We start from the raw sequence: 15666 nt of genomic DNA on the forward strand, positions 1-15666 counted from the left end.
AAGGATAGGGTAGTGACTGAATATTCTGTAGATAGTATACTTTACCAATAACTCAAATTTGACAATGCTTAAATATTTTTATGCAATGCTAGTGAGTTAATTTTAAAAAATAAGTAAAATCAAAAAAATCCTCTGATTAGTAAACAGAATTCAATTAATCTGTCTACCGCCAGAGGATAATCTCCGCTAAATTGGTCAAATATTTAAAAACTATGTGAAATTAATATCTAGTACCAGGTACAAACGTTTGTACCTGGTACTAACTAATTAATAATTATGCAGTTTTTATTTCAGCAAGTTCATCGCTGATTCGGGATAAATTATTACCATAACGCAAATCATCCCTTAAATCAGTCATTACCTTATCTAACACTTTTAATTCCTGCATTAATTCTTTTTCTTCAACAGTAGTCTCAATGATATCTTTAATTCCACCATTATTAATGATAATCCGCTTATCTCCCATTAGAGCCAGTATTGGATCATGGGTAGCCATTAGAACAATTTTCTCTTCTCCTACCAGCAGTTCAAGAGCTTTTTCGCGGTTAATACCTGCATTCTCAATCTCATCAATCAAAATAATAGGGGAAGAACTTAAAATTGCAGTATCTGCTATCATCAAGGCTCGAGACTGGCCACCACTTAAACTCGTAATTTGAGTCCCCCGGCCAAACTGTTCTCCGGCCAGCTGATTTGCTTCATTAAAAATTCTTTCCACAACCTCTTCCTGATTATCGATCAAACGGCTTTCTGCATGCAGATTTAAAAACTCCATCACAGAAAGATCCATCACAAAATTCATATTCTGTGATAACTGGGCCACCAGCTTTTTCCCACCGGTAAAACGCCATTTTTTATCAGGAACCTCATCGTTAATTAAAATCTGTCTTTCAGTCGGAGTATCTCCCTGAGCAGTCCACTCAATATCTGCCAGCAGACGACTTTTACCTGAACCAGTAGGACCAACTATAGAAATAATTTCTCCACTCTTAATATCTAATTTATCATAGCCTTCTTTGTTTCCATCTTTATCATTTCCAGCCAGAATGGAAAGTGTACCTACAATCGAATCATTTTCTCCCAGAAATTCCTGCATATTTCTAATATGAGAAGCAAGACTATCTGCAAACTGATCCAGATCAAAAACTACATCTTCCATCTCTTCCCTAGTTAATTCGGAAAAGATTTCTTTTAAACTTTTATCCTGATCATCAACAGCCAACTTTTGATCTTCAAAAAGGCCTTCTGTATAAGGATATTCCTCTATAATTTCATTAACACTTAAATTTTTTAATTTATCTTTACTGATCATTACTCATCACCCAGTTCTATTTTTCTAACATTTCCTAATTGGTGTTCTTTTCCGATTCTTGTTTCGCCAAGACAGTAAGAACACATCGCAGAAGGCATAGAAAATCTCAACTTTTTACCGGTTACAGTCTCTATATGATCTTCTTCATCATAGAGTAGAGTTGAAAACTCAAAAGCACCCTGACCGGTAAGTCCATTAACATTCATTACCATAGCATCAGGATTAACTGTACTGACCCGGGAGGAAAAAACTTCTCTTTCTGCCTGAGAAACAATATCTCCCTTGGTAATTACTACAATATCTGCTGTTTTTAACATCGGACCAATTTTTTTAGGAGTATTAATTCCACTTAAATTATCAATCACACAGATTGCCTTGATATCTTTGATATAAGGGGAACAGCGGTTACATAATCCCGCACTTTCTGTAATTAAAAGATCCAAATCTCTTTCTTTACCCCACTGTACAACTTCTTCTATATTGCTGACAAAATAGTGATCCGGACAGAGAGAACCTGATAAACCTTTTTTAACTGGAACCCCTGCTTTTGCATAAAGCTCATCATCATCTGTATATAAACAGTCAAATTTAACTACTCCCACTTTTAATCCACGCTGCTGAATAGCCTCTATTGTTTTTAAAATTACAGCAGTTTTACCGGAAGAAGGTGGTCCAGAAAAAGTCACTAAATTCATACTGCAGCCACCTCCACAGCCTTATTAAATTCTGCATCTAAGTCTCTTAAAAGTTCGCCTGGATTTTCCCCTCTCAGGAAATCCCAGCCAGGCCACATAAAATCTGCATTTTCGGGCAGTCCATTATCAACTTCAGGCAGTACGCTCGGGAATAATCCCTGTTCAGCCAGAATTTTACCCATTTTTTCGGAAGCCATTAAATCAATTAAAGGCTGCATCTGTTCTATCTTCTCTTTTTTAGTTAACATAAAGATTGGCGAAACAATTGCTCCATCTTCAGGCCAGACAAATTCCATATGCGGAAAACGCTTTGCCATTCTGGTAAAGAAATAGGGCATGATTGTAATTGCCGGTTGATCATCAGCTTTACGGCCGCCTTCTTTAACCATCTGTGAAGGATGCAGTGCTTTTTTCATTGAACGGCCCAGATTCTGCACTCCTTCTCTGCCATAAGCTTTATAAATGTTTAATAAAATTGCATTAAATAGATCAAAATCACTAACAGGCAAACTGACACTGTTGGCAAATTCTTCACTTAAAATTTCTTCCCAGCTTCTTGGAATTTCTCTTCCGTCTAATTCTTCTTTATTGACCAGAAATACTGCTGGTACTATACTTAAAACAGAATAGTCACCTTCAGGATCCAATAAATCAACACCTGCTTCAGTAAAATCTTGGTTGAGTTCTTTAATTCCAGTAGCATCTTTAAAAACATCCTGGCGGCGGAAGCGATCCATTAAGTCTTTATCAAAAAACAGATCAAAACCGGCGGAAATAAAAATATCAGATAACTCATCAGCTGACTTTATTTCTTCGAATCCATCCTGCAGCCACTCCAGACCCTGAGAAGCAGATTTAAGATCAAGCTCTACCTCATAATCAAGTTCTGCTGTTATTTTCTCCAATTCTTCAGTCATTGGAATTTTTACCGGACAGGGTAAAGAACCTGATACTTTAATTTTGTCTCCACTGACATTCTTGGTGGATTTCTTTGCAATCTCTGTTTCCATGAGATCTACAAGTTTTTCTAAATCCAGATTTTTAAGACCTGCCGCCTGCTTTAGTGTTATCTGTTTACCAAAACTTTTTCTTTTCGCTTCATCATCAAGTTGATTAAAACCTTTATTAACCAGTACCGAAATAACTTCCGGATATTCTTCAGTTATCTCAAATAAATTATTATTAATATCAATTTTTCTTTCCATTCTCCAACACTCCTTATTTGGTACCGGGTACTTGGAAATAATTTCCAAGTACCCGGTACCTGCTTTTTTGCTTTTTATTAACTATTTAAAGTTTAGCATTTTACTCAAGTTTATTCTGTGACATAACTCACTCAAACAAAACTTTTTTTAATTTTTTATTTTTGATAATATAAATTTGAATCAACAAAATAAGTATATCACCAATTTCCTTCTGACTCTGCGCGTTATATCACAAAAACACTATATTTTATCAATAAATCTTTAAGGTTGAGTATTTTACTTGCTTTTTTTATAATTATTACTTATTATAGAAATAGAAAATAAATTTGAGGTGGAAATAGATGAGTGTAGTTAAAGAAATACCTTTTTTTAGTTTGCTGACAGAAGAAGAATTAAATTTAATTGATGAGATTGCCGCTGAAAAAGAATTTAAAAAAGGAGAATATATCTTTTTTGAAGGTGAATCGGGTGATAAATTTTTCATTATCAAAGACGGTCAGGTAAAACTGACTAAAATGATAAAAAACGGAGATGAACAGATTTTAAACATTTTTAGTAACAATGATATTATTGCAGAAATCGTCGCTTTTGATAAGGGCAATTATCCGGCTTCGGCAGTTACTATGACTGATACTGAAGTAATTGTTTTTGATCAGTCAGAATTGGAAAATTTAATTTTAAAACATCCGACTATTGGAGTTAAATTACTTCGGGAAATGAGCGGCCGCTTACGTCGGGCCCAGCAAAATGTTCGAGATCTGGCTTTAAAAGATAGTTCTGCTCGAGTGGCTGGATTATTAATCTTTCTGGCTGAAAAATATGGGAAAAAGAAAAAGAATAAAGTAGTTTTAGATATTTCTTTAACTCAGCAGGAATTGGCCAGCATGATTGGCAGCAGTAGAGAAACTGTTTCCAGGATTTTAGGGAAATTTGAAAATGAAGGCTTAATTAAAACTTCCCGCAAAAAAATCAACATTTATCAACCTGATAAAATTAAATCATATACCTAGTTAAGCTGAATTATATGTTTCAAAAAATAACTAGAATATTAATTGTTTTAAGCACTTAAAAAGTCCCGGGACATAATTTCCCGGGACTTCTTTTTCTTCTAAATTCTTATATACAGAAAAGAAATGCTCGTATTCTTTAAGCAGATGTTCTTCCAAATATCCATAATCAGCAGGATAATAAACCGGTGAATACATAACTCTATCAAGTCGAAACTTGCCTTTTTCCTTATCATACTCATATTTGTTATTGCTTCCCTTTGGTATCTCACAAAAACATCAATTAGATTATCACTCATTTTCTTGCCTCCAATTTTATTAAATATATTTACATTAACATCAGACCTTGCTGCTTCTATTTCCGCATTCAAACCCAGTATTTTGGTTTTGACTACTTTACACTAATAATTATTTTTAGAACAACATCCTTACTCCTGCTTTTTTGAACCAGATTAGTCAAAAACAAAGATAAGCTTTAACTTTTTTTGTAAATCTGATCAAAAAAAGCATTTCGTATTTATAAAGGTTATATATTTTACTTTTAATAAAAAAAGTATGTGATACAATTAAGCCTAGATTTACTTTTTTCAACAATTTTCGCATTATTTTATTACACATTATTAATCAAAACAGGGAGGAAATTTAATGGGATTTAAAAATTTAAATATTGCCAAGAAAATATTTTTAGTAATTGGGCTGAGTTTTTTAGTTTTAGTATTGATTATGGGGTATTTTTTGAACTATCAATTTAATTCCTTAAGTAAAAACAATACCGAAACAGTTAGTAGATATCTGCTAGATGCAGAAAAAGAACGAATTAAAAATGCAACCGAAACAGCTTCTCAGTTTTTGGGAGAGCTGGTTGCTGAGAGATCTGATGAGCTCAACTCAGAAGAAATAACAGCTTTAATTAGAGATTACAATCAGGATCTGGAATTTGGAGAAGTAGGTTACTTTTTCATTTATGGTCTTGATGGTACTACAATCTCTTTACCACCAACTCCAGAAATCGAAGGGACAAATCGCTGGAATCTGCAGGATGAAAACGGAAAATATATTTTGCGCTCTCTGGCAGAAGGAGCTGAAGCTGGAGGTGCCTTTGTAGACTATATTTATGCAAATCCAGATACAGGGGTAGAGGAAAATAAAATTAGTTATGTAGCACCAATTTCTGGTACAGATTATTTTATCGGAGCAGGTACATATGATGGAATAATTAATGCTGAGGTGAACTCAGTTCGGGGAGAACTGGAATCTTTGATCAGCGAAATTTCTACTTCTTTACTTGTTTTCTTAATTATCACTGCTTTAATCTTTGCTGTAATCCTCTTCTTCATTTCTCGATATATTTCAAAAAATATCAATCAGGTTTTAGCCGGAATGAACAAAATGGCTAATGGAGATTTAACTTACAGAATGGATATAAATAGTAATGACGAAATAGGAAAACTGGCTCAGGCATATAATAAAACTGCTGAATCACAGAAAAATATGGTTGCTGAGATTCAGATGGAAGTTAGTGAATTAAGTGCTCAAAGTGAGGAACTCGCAGCCTCCGGTCAGGAAGTGGAAAGAGCTGCCGAACAGGTTGGAGGAGCAATTGAAAATGTTGCTTCCGGAGCCGAAGAACAGTCAGCCCAGATTTCTGAAACAAGTAAAAATGTCAGTCAGTTAATTAACCAGATTGAAACAACTCGTAAAAAATCTAAAGATATGGATCAATCTTCAACTCAGGTTATTGAAAATGTTAAAACAGGAACTGAATCAATAGAAAGCTCAATTAAGCAGGTTAACAAGGTAAAAGATAATTCTGCAGAAATTGGAATTACCATTAATAATCTGGGAGACTTATCAGAAGAAATTGGAGATATCGTTCAATTAATCAACAATATCTCACAACAGACAAACTTACTGGCTCTAAATGCTGCTATCGAAGCTGCAAGAGCAGGTGAAGCTGGACGAGGATTTTCAGTTGTTGCTGATGAGATCAGACAGCTGGCTGAAGAATCGGCGGCTGCTACTGATAATATTTCTAAACTAATTGATAAAATACAGGCTGGTGTTAATAATGCAGTTCAAAAGATGGATGGTACAGAATCTGCTGTAAACAGCAGTGTTGAAGTTATTGAAGACACCGGTGAAGTATTTAAAAACATTGAAGGTGCAGTTACTCAACTGAGCAGTTTAATCAAAGAAATAGATAACGAAACTATGCAGATGGCAGATATAAGTGAGAATGTTGATAATATGATCAATAATGTTGCCGCTGTTAGTGATGAAGCTGCCAGCAATGCTGAAGAAGTTGCAGCCTCCAGTGAAGAACAGATTGCTTCAACTGAAGAAATTGTATCTGCGGCTCACAGATTGTCAGAGATGTCAGATAATCTTAAAAACATGATTTCTAAATTCAAGGTCGAGTAAATTAATCATTGTATCTGATTTATTCAACCTGGTTAAAATATTACTTTAAAAATCTGAATAACCTAAAATCCCCCGAGCAAATTTACCGGGGGATTTTTAGATTATGCACTTTCTGAACAGGTAATTATATATTATTATTTTCCAGCCTGGCAAAAAGAATATTATTTTCTAAATGAATATGCTGGAATAAATCTGATTCTAAGTTCTGAAGTAATTGATAAGTTAACTTATAAGAATTACAGGCATCTTCAGGCAGGCGATAATCAGCAGTAATTTCTCTCAGCTCTTTGATTATATCCCCAGCTGTATCATGTTCAGCTTCCAGTTCCAAAATTCCATTTAGAGTTTCCTGCCGATCAGCATTTTCTTTTGCCTGAGAATATTCTTTAATTAAAGGAAATATTTCTTCTTCCTCTTTGATTAAGTGTTCTTCCAGTTCCATCTTTAAAATATTAAAGAGTCGATGCACCTTCTTTAAAACTTCTCCGTGTTTTTGGCGATGGGCCCGTAAAACCTTAGTTGTAAGTTCTGAAAGCTGGGGCAGTGTCTGCTGTAAAAAAGCATGGTGATTATCTACAATATATTCAATTAACTGCGACTGTGAAAGGTTTTTAGGATCCTCAATCTCTGCATAATAGTCCTTTTTCTCAGAATAATTTTCATTTATTTCTTTGAGTATTGATTCTGCTTTTACACTTTCCTCTAAATCTTCCTTTACTGCTTCTTCTAACTTTCTGTCCCCTCCACAGCAAAAATCAATTTTATTTTCCTTAAAAATCTCTGCCGCTCCAGGAAATTCTGTCACAATATTTCCAACTGTATCATTTAATTTAAACATTTTCTGCACCTCATTCTAATTTAATATTATGATTTGTTCACTGTTTTCTCAGATTTCATTCACCCTGAGCTAATTATTAATCTCTGCTTCGGGAGTAAAACCGCAGTAACCAATCTGATCACTTTGAGCCTTAATTTCTTCCCACTTGCTCTCTTCAATTACATCTTTAGCTGTCGGATATAAAATATTATTTTCCTTAAAGATATGGTCTCTTAAAGTCACAACTACATATTCTGTATGCTCTTTGAGCTCCTTTTTAAACTTATCAAAATCCATTGCTCCCGCTTTCTCAGCCAGTTCATTAATCTTTTCTTTATGAGGCCAGAGATCATCGTGCTCCATCCGCATAATTCTGGTTGGCCCGGTGACTCCACTTTTATCTACTTCCGGAAAAAGAGTCTCCTCTTCTCTGGTGTGGTGTTTTTCGGTATCTAATAATTTTGCGCCCAGCTCTTTTAATTCCTCAAAAACAGGGTTTTCAGCATCATAACTTTCTAAAGTCTGAATTTCTGAATTAACTTGATCTAATCGATCCAGTATTTTTAATATTTCTTCATGCTCAGCTATTAAAGTACTCAAAGGATGACCTACCGGTACATTAGTTTTCAGTTCTTTTAACTCCTCTGCCATTGCTTCAATATGTGCAGTACATAGATGTCTCAGTTCTGTCTCATCTAAACCTTCATTAATTAATTCCTGTTCAGCTTCCGAAAGTTCTTTGGCACTAATACTTTCAATTAATTCCTGAGCTTCTTTTTTGACTTCCTCTGCTGCCTGACCACTATTCAATCTTTCTAAAAGATCTTTTAATTCTTCTTTTCTTGCTGCTGCAGTCATTTTACTGCCTCCTTATATAAATTATATTTAAACTTGAGTAATTTACTATGTTTTAATTATGACATTTATTTTTAGGCAGCTCTATGACATATATCACATAAGTTAGACTTTTAAATAAAAAAAGACCTGCCCGCATAATGAAGGCAGATCTTTTTCAATATATTATCAACAGCATTACAGCTGTTATTTTACATTTTAATCCAGGTACCGGGTACCTGGAAATTTTTACTCACCAGCCATGATAGCTGTAACGTCTTCTTTAACCTCACCCGTTGGCTTGATATCAAACTTATCTACTAATACATTAAGCACATTTTCGGAAACAAATGCTGGCAGTGTGGGTCCAAGACGAATTCCTTTTACTCCTAAAGCTAGAAGTGCAAGTAATACACAGACAGCTTTCTGCTCATACCAGGCAATATCGTAAGAAATTGGTAGATCATTAATATCATCTACACCCATAGCCTCTTTTAACTGTAGAGCAATATAAGCTAAGGAGTAAGAGTCATTGCACTGACCCGCATCTAAGACTCTTGGAATTCCACCAATATCTCCCAGATCAAGCTTGTTGTAGCGGTACTTAGCACAACCAGCTGTTAGAATTACTGCGTCTTCTGGTAATTCTTTAGCTACATCTGTAAAGTAATCTCTGGACTTAAAGCGGCCGTCACAACCACCCATTACTACAAAGCGTCCGATATCTCCATTTTCTACAGCTTCGATTACCTTGTCAGCAACACTCATCACAGTATTACGAGCATAACCACCAGGGATTGTTCCTTCTTCTATCTGAACTGGAGAATCACAGGTTTTAGCTAATTCAATAATTTCGGAGAAGTCTTTGCTTTCTCCTTCTTTACGATCAGGAATATGAGTAACTTCTGGATATCCTGCCATACCAGTTGTAAAGATACGATCTTTATAAGAATCTTTAACCGGAGTAATACAGTTAGTTGTCATCAGGATAGGACCATTAAATGTTTCAAATTCCTTGTCCTGCTTCCACCATGAGTTACCATAGTTACCAACAAAATGATCATACTTTTTAAAAGCTGGATAAGAGTTAGCAGGTAACATTTCACTGTGAGTATAAACATCTACTCCAGTACCTTCTGTCTGCTCAAGTAACTCTTCCATATCTTTTAGATCATGTCCACTGATTAAAATACCAGGATTATCATTTACACCAATATTTACATTAGTTGGCTCCGGATGTCCATATGCAGAAGTATTAGCCTCATCTAGAAGAGCCATTGTTTCTACAGCCATCTCACCAGTTTCCATAACTAATCCTACTAAATCATCAACACTCAGGCTGTCATCTGTAGTTGCAGCCAGACATTTTTGAGCAAATCTATCAATTTCATCTTTCTGCTTTCCTAATACTCTTGCATGATCACCGTAAGCTGCAATACCTTTAAGTCCGTATGTAGCAAGCTCACGTAAAGATCTTACATCAACATTTTCAGTTTCGAGAACTCCAACATCTGTACCTTTATCATAATAATCGCTTACATCATCACTATACCAGGTTGCATGTTCAGGTAAATCTCCACTGAATTCTTCACCGTGATTTTCTTTATAAACTTTTTCAAATTTAGCCTGAACTTCATCTCTAAGTTCAAAAGCTTCTTCAATTAAATCTTCAAATCTCTCAGAATCAAAATTAGCATTAGTAATTGTAGCAAATAAACCTTCCATAATAAATGGAGCTGTTTTATCAGAAAGATTAAGTCCTTCTTCTTCAGCTTTTTCTGCATAAACAGAAATTCCTTTAAGTACAAATACTAATAAATCCTGTAAGTTGGCAACATCTTCATCTTTTCCACAGACACCTCTAACTGTACAGCCTTCATTTTTTGCTGTTTCCTGACACTGATAACAAAACATGGACATAATTATTCCTCCTTTTGAAATAAGTTGCTACTGCAGATTTATCTGATTTTTGCTGCAGTTTAAATTAAATTTAAAGTATAAGTTCTTCACTCAAGTATTATTATATAACAATCTAACTTTTCTTCTATGATTTATATCACATAAGAAATCAAAAAACACCTGCAGTCAGAATTGCTTTAGCTTACACTTACAAATATATATCTAACTGAAATTAAAAACCTAACCGTCTCCATTGAAAGAAACAAGTAATTCAGCAAAACATAACTTTATCATGCAAAATCTATTATAAACCCCGACTACAGGTGTTGTTGGAATATATTAAATTAATTTAAGTTTACAGTTTTTAGTAATCCTCCAGGTGATACCACTCGGCGTCTTCAAGCCAGGTGTTAGGACGATTAACCATTTCGATAATATTATCTATGATTCGCTCATGCTTTTTTTCTTCTTCTGCCAGACGTTTAAATGTCTTTTCTACTGCAGGCAGATCTGTTTCTGCTGCCTTTTCTGTATAAAATTTAAAGCTGTCAACTTCCATCTGCTTTGCCTTTGTATAAACATCAACCTGCTGCTGGGTAAAAATACTATCTTCTGCACCAGTCACATCTTTAGAGATTGACTCAAAAGCATCTTTAGCTTTGGGAAGAATACCGGACTCAACTTCGTCAACCTTCTTTTCTTCCATCAGCTGTCTTACTATATTTTCATGCTTTTTTTCTTCTTCTGCCAGCTCCAGAAATACACCTCTAAGATTTTCATTATCCGATTCTTCCGCACATTCTTCATAAAACTTGCGATTTTCCACCTCAAAATTGATGGCAAATTCATAAATATTCATTATAACAGCCTCCTTAAAATTATACTTCACTTTATTTTTTTAGTTCTAACAATTTGCTATTTTCTAATTTAATAGTCAATTTTACTTAAACTCATCTATTAAATGTTTTAAGTCATCAACCTGTACATCACGATCAACTAAAGCCTTATCTTTTAAATAGGGGATTCTATCTCTAAAGGTAGGTTTTTCTTCCCGATAAATGATTCCAATTGGAATTTCATCTCCAAATTCCTGGGCCACCTTCATTGCTGCTGCATGGTCAGTTGGATCATGGTCTTCTAATTTATAGACCCGCTTACTGTACCACTGATAGGTGTTAATTTTATTAAAAGACACACAGGGCTGAAAGATATCAATTAAAGCATAACCCTTATGTTTTTTAGCTTCTCTAATCATTTCTTTAAGGTGATCCCGATCTCCAACAGTACTCCGGGCCACAAAACTGGCCTTCATCCCAACTGCAAAGCGCACAGGATTAAGTGGTTCAGCATTTACTCCATGAGTCTGAACCGGAGTTCTGAGCTCTTCCACACTGGTCGGGGAAGCCTGTCCTTTGGTCAAACCATAAATCTGATTATCGTGAACCAGATGAATAATATCCGGATTACGTCTCATATTATGCAGAATATGGTTTCCACCTTCACCATAACTACAGCCATCTCCAGATTCAACAATTACTGTCATTTCAGGATTGGCAACCCGCATTCCAATTGCAGGTGGAAATGAACGTCCATGCAGTCCATTAAAAGCATTAACCTTAATATAATGAGGCATCTTTGCTGCCTGTCCAATTCCGGTGTACATTGTAACTTCCTCAGGCTTTAAATCCATCTCAGCTAAAGCATCTGCTAAAGCTGTTCTTAAAGGAAAGTTACCACAGCCTGGACACCAGGCAGTTTCTCGATCAGCTTGATAAAGATTTTTATCTACCATTATTCACTCACCTCTTCTTTAAATCTTCTATAAATTTCTCGGCCAGAAAATGGTCGGCCATCATCTTTTAAAATATTATAGTCAGCTTTAATTCCTGTTTCACTTCTGACAAGTCTGTCAAATTGAGCTCCTGCATTATTTTCTACAAAGACCAGTTTAGCATCTTTTTCTGCTATTTCCTCTAAAGTTTTAGTCGGCAGCGGCCAGACATCATTAAACGCCAGCTGTCCAACTTCATATTCATCAGATAGAATCTCTTTAGCTTCTCTAAGCGGGCCAGCAGTTGAACCCCAGCCTACTAAAATATAATCAGGTGCTTCTGGACCTGTGTATTCTGGTTCCAGCAGATCTTCTGACTTTAATTTTTCCATTTTTTTATTTCTTTTAGCAACCATCTTATTTCTGGTTTCTGCATCTTCAACAATATGAGCATATTCGTCATGTTCATCACTATCTATAAGTACAATATTATCTTTCAGCTGTCCTGGATAGGCTCGGGGAGAAATTCCATCTTCAGTATATTTGTAGCGTTTATACTCTCCTTCTACCTCTGCTGGATCAACTAAATGTCTTTCAATTTTCATTTCGGATGTATCTATTTCTTTGATAGTCTTTGAGCCATCACCCAAAAACTGATCTGAAAGAATAATAACCGGAATCTGATATTTATCGGCAAGATTAAAAGCTCTAAATGTCTGATAAACAGCATCTTCCTGGTCTTTAGGAGCTAAAACCATCAGTGGAAACTCATCCTGAGCAATATTAATTGCAAATAATAAATCTCCCTGTCCAGTTCTGGTAGGTAAACCTGTTGCAGGTCCTGGACGCTGTACATCGGCGATTACAATTGGTATTTCTGTAATTCCAGCCAGACCAATTCCTTCAGCCATTAGAGCGAGTCCACCACCTGAAGTACCAGTCATCGATCTCATGCCGGCATAAGAACCACCAAGTGCCATATTAATTGAAGCAATCTCATCTTCAGACTGTTCGACAACTATTCCCAGTTCTTCCTGTTTACCAGCAACATAATGTAAAATCCCGGTAGAAGGTGACATTGGATAGGCAGTATAATAACTTAAACCTGCCAGCAAAGCACCCAAGCCAACGGCACTATTACCGTCAATCACCATATTTTCTTCTTTTTTACCGAGGTCCTTAAGATTATATGATTGTTCTACTGCTTCATAACCCTTTTTTAATAAATCTAAGTTATCATCAACTACTGCTTCTTTTTTAGCAAAATGTTCTTTAACAGCTTCTTCAGCCTGATCTGTTGGTAAGCCCATAATCTTGAAAGCAGCACCAACAAAGACTGTATTAACTGCACGGGGGTTAACCTCTTTAGCTATTCCGCTTGCATCAAGGTATACCATCTCATCTTTATCAGATTCAACTTCAGATAAGATTGTTCCATCCTCACTCATTTCAGGACGATGAATTTCCACACTTTCTTCATTTAAAGCCAATAATAAATCTATGCCTTCATCAGGACCTTCAAGCTTCTGGTCACTTATTCTAATCTGCATAAAGTTATGTCCACCTCTAACCCGGGACATATAATCTTTAGTGCTGAATAAGTAATAACCATGACGGGAAAATGTTTTAGTCAGCATTGCTTCGACTGTCTTTAAACCCTGTCCTGCCTCTCCAGCAATCACAATATTAAAATCCAATCTTATTACCTCCTTTTCCAGTTTTGAAAATTTCCTTTAATTTTCGCATAAACATAGTATTTCTCTTTCTAATATATATTATTCAAGAGACAGCTGGTAAATCCTGCTTCAAAATGGGAAATTTTTGGACTAATCCGTCAAATATTTAAATTAATTTAATAGCAATAATGATTATCACTGTTGCAATAAAAAGGCTCCCAGCTAAATATATTTTAACTGAGAGGCCTCTAAAATTTCTCATATTATTTTTTATCCCAATAAACATTTATTTATTCATTTTATTTGCTTTATTGAAGACTAAAGCTCAAAGTCATGTGGACGTTTTTTACTGATTCCAAAGTAATAATTCATCGCTTTAATTATTCTCTCCACAGCTTTCCCATCACCATAGGGATTAACTGCTGCAGCCCGCCTTTGATATTCTTCAACATCTGTTAATAATTTTAAACTTTCACTATAAATTGCTTCTGCACTTGTTCCAACTTTGAGTACAGTACCTGCTTCCACAGCTTCCGGTCTTTCAGTTGTATCTCTTAAAACCAGCACAGGTTTTCCCAGAGATGGAGCCTCTTCCTGAATTCCGCCCGAATCAGTTAAAACCAGATCAGATCTGGCCATCAAATTTGCAAAGGGCAGATAATCAAGAGGCTCAATCAAATGTATTTGTTGATTTTTGGCCAACATTTTTTTGCTCAATTCCCGGATCACAGGATTTAAATGGACAGGAAAAATAACTTCTAAATCCTTCATCTTCTCTGTCAGCTGCTGCACTGCCCTGAAGATATTTTCCATCGGCTCACCCAGATTTTCCCGGCGGTGAGCGGTCAGTAAAATAACTTTTTTATTCTCAAAATCTAAATTTTTGAGCAGTTCATTTTCAAATTTATAATTCTGATCTACTACAGAAAGCAGGGCATCAATAACTGTATTACCAGTCACAAATATTTTTTCAGCTGCTTTATTTTCCAGCAGGAGGTTTTCTTTAGCTCTTTTTGTGGGGGCAAAATTTAAATCAGCCAGCACCCCTGTCAGCTGTCTATTCATCTCTTCGGGAAAAGGTGAATATTTATTGTGAGTTCTCAATCCAGCCTCCACATGAGCTATCTCTATCTGGTGATAAAAAGAAGTTAAAGCTCCAATGAAAGTGGAAGAAGTATCACCATGGACCAGTAAAAGATCCGGCTTTTCTTCTGCCAGAATTCCATCCAGTTTAGTAATTATTCTGGCTGAAAGCCCACTTAAAGTCTGCCTGTCTTTCATTATATCAAGGTCATAATCAGCCTTCAGCTGAAAAAGATCCATAACCTGATCCAGCATTTCTCTGTGCTGAGCAGTAACTGTAATAAGCAGCTGATAATTTTCATTTTTCTGCAGAGCTTTTAATAAAGGAGCCATTTTAATAGCTTCCGGTCTAGTACCAAAAACAGCCATAATTTTTTTCTGCATCTTGCCCCTCCTTAATAGCCCATATCTTTTAAAAGTCGGGCCAGTACTGCCAGTCTTTCTCCAATTAACTCATCATCACTGTGTAAAGCCTGATCAAATAATTTTATATCTTCTTTTAAATTCTCATTATCTTCTGCAACTGCTACAGTCATTGCATCTCCCTGCAGTCCAATGCGATCCAATTGAGGATTTTCTGGATCATATAAATTGTCGAAACGATAAGCTTCTTTAAAGTGTTTAGAGGTTCTGGCCACCAAAATTGCCAGGTCCAGCACCCGATGCAGCGGTAATTCTTCCGATTGCCGGGACCATTTATTGCCTGTATGGCGCCAGACCTTAGCTGAAATATCTACTTTACCGCGGTCATTCCACTGAGCTAAACCTAAAGAAATCCCCTTTGCATCAGAGTCATAAGCTTTCCTGCCATCAATATTTTCATAATTCTCACAGACGATTACCGGTTTGTGTTTTAATTTTGTTGGTATTTCCATATTAAATTCTCCTTTTTGATTTACTAGTTTAGTAAATTACTAAATTACTAATTAATTATAATCCTATTTTT

The 15666-nt window shown here is 35.6% G+C and carries 13 protein-coding genes and 1 pseudogene; 2 read left to right on the top strand and 12 right to left on the bottom strand.

Features of this window, described 5'->3' with window-relative positions; translation table 11 throughout:
- Window positions 1-274: 274 nt before the first annotated feature.
- From C7958_RS07935 to C7958_RS07945, 3 genes are read right to left on the bottom strand one after another with little or no spacing between them, the layout of a single operon-like run.
- On the bottom strand, window positions 275-1312 hold the full coding sequence (locus C7958_RS07935) for an ATP-binding cassette domain-containing protein (protein ID WP_111572142.1): 1038 nt from the start codon (window positions 1310-1312) through the stop codon (window positions 275-277).
- Window positions 1312-2007, bottom strand: coding sequence for a GTP-binding protein (locus C7958_RS07940; RefSeq protein WP_111572143.1), 696 nt, complete (start codon window positions 2005-2007; stop codon window positions 1312-1314). Before C7958_RS07940 ends, C7958_RS07935 begins: the two co-directional genes overlap by 1 nt.
- Window positions 2004-3212 (bottom strand): ABC transporter substrate-binding protein, encoded by a 1209-nt coding sequence (locus C7958_RS07945; RefSeq protein WP_111572144.1) that lies wholly within the window; start codon window positions 3210-3212, stop codon window positions 2004-2006. Before C7958_RS07945 ends, C7958_RS07940 begins: the two co-directional genes overlap by 4 nt.
- Before the next feature lie 341 nt (window positions 3213-3553).
- Between C7958_RS07945 and C7958_RS07950 the strand changes: the two genes are divergently transcribed.
- The gene (locus C7958_RS07950; protein ID WP_111572145.1) at window positions 3554-4222 is read left to right on the top strand and encodes a Crp/Fnr family transcriptional regulator; all 669 of its coding nucleotides are present in this window, start codon (window positions 3554-3556) and stop codon (window positions 4220-4222) included.
- 141 nt (window positions 4223-4363) lie between these two features.
- Here C7958_RS07950 and C7958_RS16120 read toward each other — a convergent pair.
- A pseudogene (locus C7958_RS16120) lies at window positions 4364-4486 on the bottom strand (inorganic diphosphatase); the annotation flags it as partial.
- Between the two features lie 378 nt (window positions 4487-4864).
- On the opposite strand from C7958_RS16120, the gene C7958_RS07960 reads away from it, so the two are divergent.
- A complete protein-coding gene (locus tag C7958_RS07960; protein ID WP_111572147.1) occupies window positions 4865-6640 on the top strand; it encodes a methyl-accepting chemotaxis protein in 1776 nt (591 codons plus the stop codon).
- Between the two features lie 124 nt (window positions 6641-6764).
- Here the strand turns inward: C7958_RS07960 and ric are convergent, their stop codons facing one another.
- The 8 genes from ric to C7958_RS08000 all read right to left on the bottom strand — a co-directional run bounded on the left by ric (window position 6765) and on the right by C7958_RS08000 (window position 15595).
- Window positions 6765-7478 carry an iron-sulfur cluster repair di-iron protein gene (gene ric / locus C7958_RS07965; RefSeq protein WP_181453818.1) on the bottom strand — a complete coding sequence of 238 codons (714 nt, stop codon included), beginning with the start codon at window positions 7476-7478 and terminating at the stop codon, window positions 6765-6767.
- A gap of 69 nt (window positions 7479-7547) precedes the next feature.
- Window positions 7548-8315 (bottom strand): DUF438 domain-containing protein, encoded by a 768-nt coding sequence (locus C7958_RS07970; protein WP_111572149.1) that lies wholly within the window; start codon window positions 8313-8315, stop codon window positions 7548-7550.
- Between the two features lie 225 nt (window positions 8316-8540).
- Complete coding sequence (gene hcp, locus C7958_RS07975) at window positions 8541-10205, bottom strand: hydroxylamine reductase (protein WP_181453819.1); 1665 nt, start codon at window positions 10203-10205, stop codon at window positions 8541-8543.
- 349 nt (window positions 10206-10554) lie between these two features.
- On the bottom strand, window positions 10555-11049 hold the full coding sequence (locus C7958_RS07980; protein ID WP_111572151.1) for a ferritin family protein: 495 nt from the start codon (window positions 11047-11049) through the stop codon (window positions 10555-10557).
- 81 nt (window positions 11050-11130) lie between these two features.
- Window positions 11131-11982, bottom strand: coding sequence for a thiamine pyrophosphate-dependent enzyme (locus C7958_RS07985; RefSeq protein WP_111572152.1), 852 nt, complete (start codon window positions 11980-11982; stop codon window positions 11131-11133).
- A complete protein-coding gene (locus C7958_RS07990) occupies window positions 11982-13658 on the bottom strand; it encodes a 2-oxoacid:acceptor oxidoreductase subunit alpha (protein WP_111572153.1) in 1677 nt (558 codons plus the stop codon). The genes C7958_RS07985 and C7958_RS07990 overlap by 1 nt, the downstream gene beginning before the upstream one ends.
- A 297-nt stretch (window positions 13659-13955) precedes the next feature.
- Complete coding sequence (gene wecB / locus C7958_RS07995; protein ID WP_111572154.1) at window positions 13956-15104, bottom strand: non-hydrolyzing UDP-N-acetylglucosamine 2-epimerase; 1149 nt, start codon at window positions 15102-15104, stop codon at window positions 13956-13958.
- 11 nt (window positions 15105-15115) lie between these two features.
- Window positions 15116-15595 (bottom strand): DUF6530 family protein, encoded by a 480-nt coding sequence (locus C7958_RS08000; RefSeq protein WP_111572155.1) that lies wholly within the window; start codon window positions 15593-15595, stop codon window positions 15116-15118.
- Window positions 15596-15666: the final 71 nt, after the last annotated feature.

This window comes from Halanaerobium saccharolyticum (assembly GCF_003259895.1).
In the GTDB taxonomy this organism is placed as follows: Bacteria; Bacillota; Halanaerobiia; order Halanaerobiales; family Halanaerobiaceae; genus Halanaerobium; species Halanaerobium saccharolyticum_A.